Origin of the sequence: Bradyrhizobium genomosp. I (2014) (genome assembly GCF_000261685.1) — a bacterium.
In the GTDB taxonomy this organism is placed as follows: Bacteria; Pseudomonadota; Alphaproteobacteria; order Rhizobiales; family Xanthobacteraceae; genus Bradyrhizobium.
Window position 1 is genome coordinate 1 of sequence record NZ_AJQE01000276.1, and the last position, 7,450, is coordinate 7,450.

Here is a 7,450-nt window from a genome sequence, read left to right on the forward strand (position 1 = left end):
TGATCGCCTGGGCCGCGAACTTCGGTGTCGTGATGTTGAAGAACACGTCGGCGTCCGTCGACTTCATCTTGACGATATGGGAGTCGATCGTCGGTTCGGAAACTTCGTAGCTTTCCTCGATCACGATCATCGAGGAGCCCTTGGCGCCAAGCCCGTCCTTGAAGCCCTTCAGATAGTCCTTGCCGTAGTCGTCGTTCTGATAGAGCACGGCGATCTTGGCGTCCGGGTGGTTCTTCAGCATGTACTTGGCATAGATTTGCGCTTCGCTCTGGTAGTTGGGCTGCCAGCCCATGGTCCAGGGGAATTCTTTCGGGTCGTTCCACTTGGTGGCACCCGTGGCGACGAACAATTGCGGCACTTTCTTCGAATTCATGTATTTCTGAATTGCCGAGTTGGGCGGCGTGCCGAGCGAGTTGAAGATCAGCAGCACCTCGTCGCTTTCCACGAGCTTGCGCGCCTGCTCCACCGTCTTCGGCGGCGAGTAGGCATCGTCATAGCTGATGAAGTTGATCTTGCGACCGTTGATGCCGCCCTCCGCGTTGATCTTGCGGAAAAAGGCCTCTTCCGTCTTGCCGATCACGCCGTAAGCGGATGCGGGGCCGCTGTAAGGCATGATGTTGCCGATCTTGATTTCGGTGTCAGAGGCGCCGGTGTCGTATTTCTTCTGCGCTGACGCTGCGGTGGACAGAGCAGCAGTCAGCGCAAGGGCAGCCGCAAGGGCTCCCAAACGCGCGTGCATTGCAGGCATCCTGATCTCCCTAGGTCGGGTTGAATGTGTCGCTTGTTCTTGATTGGGAGCGTTCGTTTGCGTCGCTCCGGTCCACATTCAATACCCTTCCTGCGCAGCCAGCAAGGACAACGCCCAAACTGAAACTATCGTAGGGGGCGCAAATTGATCGATGCGGCGCGGAATATTCCGTCGAGCAGGATCGCCGGGTCGAGCACCGGTGCGGACCTTGAGTTGCGCTGCTTGCCCGGCGTGACTTCAAATTGCCCGGGCGAAGGGGCTTCAGTGGCCGATGTCGCTGGATATGATGTCGCCGAACAGCTCCCATTTCCGGCCCTTGAACCGCATCATCTGGAGCTGCTCGATCGGGGCGAAATCGTCCGGCGCCGTATTGATCTTGATGCCGGGCAGCAGCGTATCGGGTTCGAAGTTCTTCAGGCTGGCGGCCTGCTTCATGACGTTCTCGCGGGTGAGATCGTCGCCGCACATCTGCAGCACCTTCACCATGGTCTGCGCGGCGGCATAGCCGAACACGACGCCGGCATCGAGCTTGTTGGCCTTGGGATCGTATTGGGCGAGGAAGTCGTAGAACCTCTTCATGCCGTCATCGGCATTCCACTGTGGATCGGAGCCGTCCTTGATGTAGCTCGCCGACAGGACGCCTTGCGAGATCTCGAACCCCGCCGGTTCGATCACGCCGCCGACCGAGGCGGAGACGTTGGAGATGATGTGGACGGGATGCCAGTTGATCTCCGCCGCTTTCTTGATCGCCTGGGCTGTGAACTTCGGCGTGGTGATGCTGATCAGGACGTCGGCGCCGGAGGCTTTCAATTTGACGATGTGCTCGTCGATCGCCGGCTCCGAGGTATCGTAGGCCTCCTCCAGCACGATCATCGGCGCCTTGGCGCCGAGGCCCTCCTTCAGCCCCTTCAGATAGTCCTTGCCGAAATCGTCGTTCTGGTAGAGCACGCCGATCTTTCCGTCCGGCTTCTCCTTCATGACGTACTTGGCGTAGATCCGCGCCTCGCTCGTGTAGCTCGGCTGCCAGCCCATGGTCCAGGGGTATTGCTTGGGATCGTTCCATTTCGACGCGCCGCTTGCCACGAACAATTGCGGCACCTTCTTCTCGTTCATGTATTTGCGGATGGCGCTATTGGTGGAGGTGCCGAGCGAGCCGAAGATCAGCAGCACCCCATCGCTCTCGACCAGCTTGCGCGCCTGCTCAACCGTTTTCGGCGGCGAATAGGCGTCGTCGTAGGAGATGAATTTGATCTTGCGGCCGTTGATGCCGCCCTCGGCATTAACCTTGTTGAAATAGGCTTCCTCGGCCTTGCCGATCGAGGCATAGGCGGAGGCCGGACCGCTATAGGGCATGATGTTACCGATCTTGATCTCGGTATCGGAAGCGCCGCTGTCGTATTTCTTCTGCGCCAGCACCTCGCTACTCATTGCAGTGCACAAGGCGAGCGCGGCCCAGAGGGACGCAACCTGGAATCGAACGGCGGCCATTGTTCTCCTGCCCCGACGTGGATCGGTCGCATTGAACAAGTTTGACGCGTGCCGTCAACAAAAAGCCCCCGCGTCTACCCGCGGGGGCTTCGTGCTGGGTTATTGCGTCAGCGCTTCACTCTGAGGCGACGTCGCCGCTGATGATTTCCCCGAACAGTTCCCACTTCTCGCCCTTGAAGCGCTGCATCTGGAGTTGGGCGATCGGGGCGAAGTCGGTGGCGCTGGTGTTGATCTTGACGCCGGGCAGCAGGGTATCCGGCGCAAAGTCCTTCAGGCTCGCGGCCTGCTTCATGAGGTTGGCGCGGGTGAGATCGTCACCGCACATTTCCAGCGCCTTGGCCAGGGTCGACGCGGCGCCGTAGCCGTAGACCATGGCGGTGTCGGTCTTGTCGGCGCCGGGCATGTACTTGTCGACGAATTCGTTCCATTTCTTCATGCCGGGATCGTTGGCCCACTGCGGATCGGTGGAGTCCTTGGCATAGGCTGCCGACAACACGCCCTGCGCGTTCTCGAAGCCGGCCGGCTTCATCACGCTGCCGACCGAGATCGACACGTTGGTGAGGATCTGGAGCGGCTTCCAACTGAGCTCGGCGGTCTTCTTGATGGTCTGGGCCGCGAACTTCGGCGTGGTGTAGATCAAGAGCACGTCGGGATTGGCGGCCTTGATCTTGACGATGTGGCCGTCGATCGACGGCTCGGACACCTCATAGCTCTCTTCCATGATGATCATGGACGAGGCCTTGGCGCCGAGCCCGTCCTTGGTGCCCTTGAGGTAGTCTTTGCCGAAATCGTCGTTCTGGTAGAGAATCGCGATCTTGGCGTCCGGCTTTTCCTTCATCAGCCATTTTGCGTAGATGTGCGCTTCGCTCTGATAGGAGGGCTGCCAGCCGATGGTCCAGGGGAAGTTCTTCGGGTCGTTCCACTTGGTGGCGCCGGTGGCGACGAACAGCTGCGGGATCTTCTTGGCGTTGAGGTACTTCTGGATCGCCGTGTTCGAGGGCGTTCCCAGCGGATTGAACACGGCCAGCACTTCGTCGCTCTCGACCAGCTTGCGGACCTGCTCGACCGCCTTCGGGGGCGAGTAGGCGTCGTCGTAGGAGACGAAGTTGATCTTGCGGCCGTTGATGCCGCCCTTGTCGTTGATCATCTTGAAATAGGCTTCCTCGGTCTTGCCGATGAGGCCATAGGCCGACGCCGGACCGCTGTACGGCATGATGTTGCCGATCTTGATCTCGGTATCGGACGCGCCGGTGTCGTATTTCTTTTGGGCGAGTGCTGCGCCGGAGGTGAGAGTGATGGCCGCCGTTGCCGTGACCAGCGCGGCGGCTCGCAGTGTTCTTCCAAAGTGCAATTCGGTCTCCTTCCTTGATTCAACGGGTCTTCAGTTCTTCTTGAGTTTCCCGGCCAGTTGCTGGCCCAGGATCGCGACCTGCCTTGCGCCATGCGGCACGAGGTAGATGACCAGGAACAACAGCACGCCGAACACCGCGCCGGACAGGCCCTTGGAGATGCTCTCCGCCATGTTCGGCACGAAGATGATGAACGCCGCGCCGACGAACGAGCCGGGCAGCCAGCCGACGCCGCCGACCACCATGCCGAGGAACAGCGAGATCGCCAGCGTGATGGTGTAGCTGTCGGGTGCGACGAACTGCACGGCGATGGCGCCGAGCGAGCCGGCAACACCGGTGATGCCGGCGGACACCCCGAAGGCCAGCGTCTTGTACAGCGCCACGTTGACGCCCATCGAGGAGGCCGCGATCTCGTTGTCGCGGATCGCCATGAAGGCGCGGCCCGAGCGGGAGCGCAGCAGGTTCACCGAGAAGATGTAGATCGCGATCGTCACGACGAGGGTGAAGTAGTACAGCCACATGTCCTGCGACATCGGCAGGCCGAATGGCGCGTCGGGCTTGGTGACGACGAGGCCCTGCACGCCGCCGGTCCAGTGCTCGAGGAAATTCAGCTTCAAGAGCTGCGGCATCGCTGTGGCGAGCGCGAAGGTCGCGAGTGCGAGATAGACGCCCGACAGCCGCAGCGCCGGCTTGCCGAACAGATAACCGAATCCGAAGCAGACCGTAGCGGAAATCGGAATTGTCAGCGCATAGTTGACGTTGAAGTACTCCATCAGCACTGCGGTCGTGTAGGCGCCGACGGCGTAGAATGCGCTCTGGCCGAGCGAGAACTGGCCCGAGCCGCCGGTCAGGATGTTCAGCGCCAGCACCGCGAGCCCGTAGATCAGGAGCATCGTCATCTGGAAGATGATGAAGTTCTTGACGAAGACCGGTGCGATGAGCAGCGCAGCCAGCACCACCAGCGAGGTACCGGTGCCCAGCGTCATGGCTCGCTTCGGAACGGCCTCGACCGCCTCGTGGCCTTCGGCGACGACTTCTTCTGCAGCGCTCATGATCAAACTCGCTTGACGATGTGCCGGCCGAACAGGCCAGCGGGTTTGACGACCAGGACGGAGATGATCAGCGCGAGCGCGATCGGGAGCTTCAGCTCGTTGCCGACGCCGGGGATGTAGGTCCCGGCGAGGTTCTCGAAGATACCCATGAGGAAGCCGCCGACGACGGCGCCGAACGGGCTGGTCAATCCGCCGAGCACGGCGGCTGCAAAACCGTAGATCAGAACGCCGCCCATCATGTTGGGCTCCAGGAACACGACCGGCGCGATCAGCATGCCGGCGATGGCGCCGATCGCCGAGGCCATGCCCCAGCCGAGCGCGATCATCCAGCTGGTGTTGATGCCGACGAGGCGCGCGGATTCAGGCACCGAGGCGGCGGCCCGCATCGCGAGGCCGATCCGCGTGTACTGGAAGAAGAAGTAGAGGCCGATCAGCAGCAGCACCGTAACGCCGATCATGCCGGCCTGGTGGGTCGAGATCAGCTGGCTGCCGAGGAACGGCGAGGAGCCGAACGGCGTCGGGTACTGCTTGATGGTGAAGTCCCAGATCAGGCCGGCCGAGGAGTTGATGATTGCGAACAGCGCGATGAAGCCGGCGACATTGGTCAGCACCGGCGCCTTGGCGAGCGGCTTGAACAGGATGCGCTCGATCGCGACGCCGCCGACGAAGGCGAAGACCAGCGTGATCACGAACGCAGCCCAATAGGGCACGCCCCACTGCATCAGCTGCCATGAGACGAAAGTCGCAAACATCGCCATCTCGCCCTGCGCGAAATTGAGATGGTCGATGGCCTGGTAGATCATGACCACGGCGAGCGCCATGCAGGCATAGATCGCGCCCGTGGCGATGCCGGCCAGGACCTGGTTGGTGAACAGCTCCATTGTCCCGGCTCCCTCAGTAACCCAGATAGGATTTGCGGATTTCTTCGTTGTTCGCGATGTCCTTGGCTTTGCCCGACATCACGATGCGTCCGGTCTCGATCACATAGGCCTGGTCGGCGAGCTCGAGCGCGAGCTGGGCATTCTGCTCGACCACCAGGATCGACACCTTGTCCTCGCGGTTGATCTTGCCGAGAATGCCGAACAGATCGCGCACGACGAGAGGCGCGAGGCCGAAGGAGGGCTCGTCCAGCAGCATCAGCCGCGGCCGCAGCATCAGCGCACGCGCGACCGCGAGCATCTGCTGCTCGCCGCCGGAGAGCGTGCCGGCCTGCTGGGTGTGGCGCTGCTTCAAGACCGGGAAATGCGCGTACATGCGCTCGATGTCGGAGACGATGCCGGCGCTGTCCTTGCGGGTGATGGCGCCGAGCTGGAGATTTTCCTCCACGGTCATGGTGGTGAAGGTGCCGCGGCCCTGCGGCACATGGGCAATGCCGAACCGCACGATGCTCTCGGTGGAGCGGTTGTTCAGCGGCTTGCCGTCGAACTCGATCCCGCCGGTTGAGCGCACCATGTTGCAGATCGCGCGCAGCGTGGTGGTCTTGCCGGCGCCGTTGGCCCCGAGCAGCGTCGTCAGCGAGCCCTCATTGAGCGAGAAGGACAGGCCGTGGAGCGCCTGGACCTGGCCGTAATAGGCGCGCAGGTCCTTGACGTTGAGCAGCGTCGTCATTGGTCCTTGCTCCCGAGATAGGCCTTGATGACGTCGGGGTCCGCCTGCACCTGGGCGGGCGTGCCTTCCGCGAGCTTCTTGCCGAAGTTCAGTGCGACGACGTGGTCGGCGATCGACATCACGAGGCCCATATGATGCTCGACCAGCAGCACGGTCATGTGGCGGTCGTCGCGGATGCGGCGGATGAGGTCGCCGAGCACATGGACTTCCTCGTGGTTGAGGCCGCCGGCCGGCTCGTCGAGCAGCAGGATCTTCGGATCGGCCGCCAGCGCGCGCGCCAGCTCGACCCGCTTCTGCGTGCCGAAGGGCAGCCCGGATACGGTGGTGTGGGCGACATCCTCGAGGTCGAGATAGGCGAGGATCTCGTGCACCTTCTTGTTGACGTCGGTCTCGCTGCGGCGAATCCACGCAAGTCGCAGCGAGTCGCTGATGATGTCGCTGGAGGTCTTCGAATGCGCGCCGACGCGGACGTTGTCCATCACTGACAAGTTCGGGAACAGCGCCACGTTCTGGAAGGTGCGGCCGATGCCGATCTCGGCGATCCGGTGCGGCGGCCGCGACAGGATGCTCACGCCTTCCATCAGAATGTCGCCGGACGACGGCTGATAGAGCCGGCTGAGGCAGTTGAAGAGCGTGGTCTTGCCGGCGCCGTTGGGGCCGATCAATCCGAGGATCTGGCCCTTGTGCATGTCGAAGGACACGCCGTTGAGCGCAATGATGCCGCCGAACACGACGCTGACGTCGCGAACCGCGAGCAGGGGCGACGTCCCCCGCGCGAGCTGTGCCTGCGTCATCTCGTCTCGCCCACGACATTCAGTGGGCGGCGGGGCGATGCGAACCGCTCCCGGTTACGACAAAGGCTATCTGATCCCCTCGGCCACACGCGCAACTTTTCCTCCTGATTTCAGCTTTTTGCTGATTTCTTTTTTGGAATGCGGCATCAGACCCCCGAGCGCCGCTTCGATGTTCCTTACCATCGCAAGCAGACGCGGTCCAATGTCGTTGATCAAACGCTCTTCCGTGAAGCGGAATGCGGGCGCGCCGCAATTGAACGCGTAAGGCCCGGTTCCGTCGTTGAGCTTGAGCGCGACCCCGGCCGCGCCAATATCGTCATGCCAGTCGCCGACCGAAATCGCAAACCCGTATTTCGCGACGGTTTCACCGGAACGTTCCAATCCGTCGCGCATCTTCGGCCAGCGGCTGCC

General features: G+C 62.1%; 7 protein-coding genes and 1 pseudogene. All 8 read right to left on the bottom strand.

Going from position 1 to position 7,450, the window contains the following annotated elements; translation table 11 throughout:
- Positions 1-748, bottom strand: a 748-nt coding sequence (locus IC50_RS25610) for an ABC transporter substrate-binding protein (protein ID WP_035711295.1), incomplete at its 3' end; no start/stop codon positions are given.
- 261 nt (positions 749-1,009) lie between these two features.
- Positions 1,010-2,236 (bottom strand): ABC transporter substrate-binding protein, encoded by a 1,227-nt coding sequence (locus IC50_RS25615; protein WP_035711283.1) that lies wholly within the window; start codon positions 2,234-2,236, stop codon positions 1,010-1,012.
- 115 nt (positions 2,237-2,351) lie between these two features.
- Complete coding sequence (locus tag IC50_RS25620; RefSeq protein ID WP_035711284.1) at positions 2,352-3,587, bottom strand: ABC transporter substrate-binding protein; 1,236 nt, start codon at positions 3,585-3,587, stop codon at positions 2,352-2,354.
- 30 nt (positions 3,588-3,617) lie between these two features.
- Positions 3,618-4,637: a branched-chain amino acid ABC transporter permease gene (locus tag IC50_RS25625; RefSeq protein WP_035711286.1), complete on the bottom strand. Its 1,020-nt coding sequence runs from the start codon at positions 4,635-4,637 to the stop codon at positions 3,618-3,620.
- 2 nt (positions 4,638-4,639) lie between these two features.
- On the bottom strand, positions 4,640-5,518 hold the full coding sequence (locus IC50_RS25630; RefSeq protein ID WP_035711289.1) for a branched-chain amino acid ABC transporter permease: 879 nt from the start codon (positions 5,516-5,518) through the stop codon (positions 4,640-4,642).
- A gap of 13 nt (positions 5,519-5,531) precedes the next feature.
- Complete coding sequence (locus tag IC50_RS25635) at positions 5,532-6,245, bottom strand: ABC transporter ATP-binding protein (protein WP_035711291.1); 714 nt, start codon at positions 6,243-6,245, stop codon at positions 5,532-5,534.
- Positions 6,242-7,039, bottom strand: a complete 798-nt coding sequence (locus tag IC50_RS25640) for an ABC transporter ATP-binding protein (RefSeq protein ID WP_035711293.1) — start codon at positions 7,037-7,039, stop codon at positions 6,242-6,244. The genes IC50_RS25635 and IC50_RS25640 overlap by 4 nt, the downstream gene beginning before the upstream one ends.
- A gap of 66 nt (positions 7,040-7,105) precedes the next feature.
- Positions 7,106-7,450, bottom strand: a pseudogene (locus tag IC50_RS25645) (IclR family transcriptional regulator); the annotation flags it as partial.